We start from the raw sequence: 272 nt of genomic DNA, 5'->3' as shown, positions 1-272 counted from the left end.
CTGTGTTTTTAATAAACAGTCGCAGCGGCCTGGTATCTTCGACCGGCATGAGCTTACGGAGCAAGTCCTTCACCCTCACCGGCGCACCTTCTCCCGAAGTTACGGTGCCATTTTGCCTAGTTCCTTCACCCGAGTTCTCTCAAGCGCCTTGGTATTCTCTACCCAACCACCTGTGTCGGTTTGGGGTACGGTTCCTGGTTACCTGAAGCTTAGAAGCTTTTCTTGGAAGCATGGCATCAACCACTTCGTCGTCTAAAAGACGACTCGTCATC

The 272-nt window shown here is 51.8% G+C and carries 1 rRNA gene; it reads right to left on the bottom strand.

The window, feature by feature from the left end:
* Positions 1 to 272 (bottom strand): 23S ribosomal RNA (locus AC0L20_RS41035); the annotation flags it as partial.

It is taken from the genome of Bradyrhizobium sp. Kon58 (genome assembly GCF_055807455.1).
The sequence above is the reverse complement of the archived record's forward strand: the minus strand, read 5'-3'. Positions and strand labels throughout refer to the sequence as shown.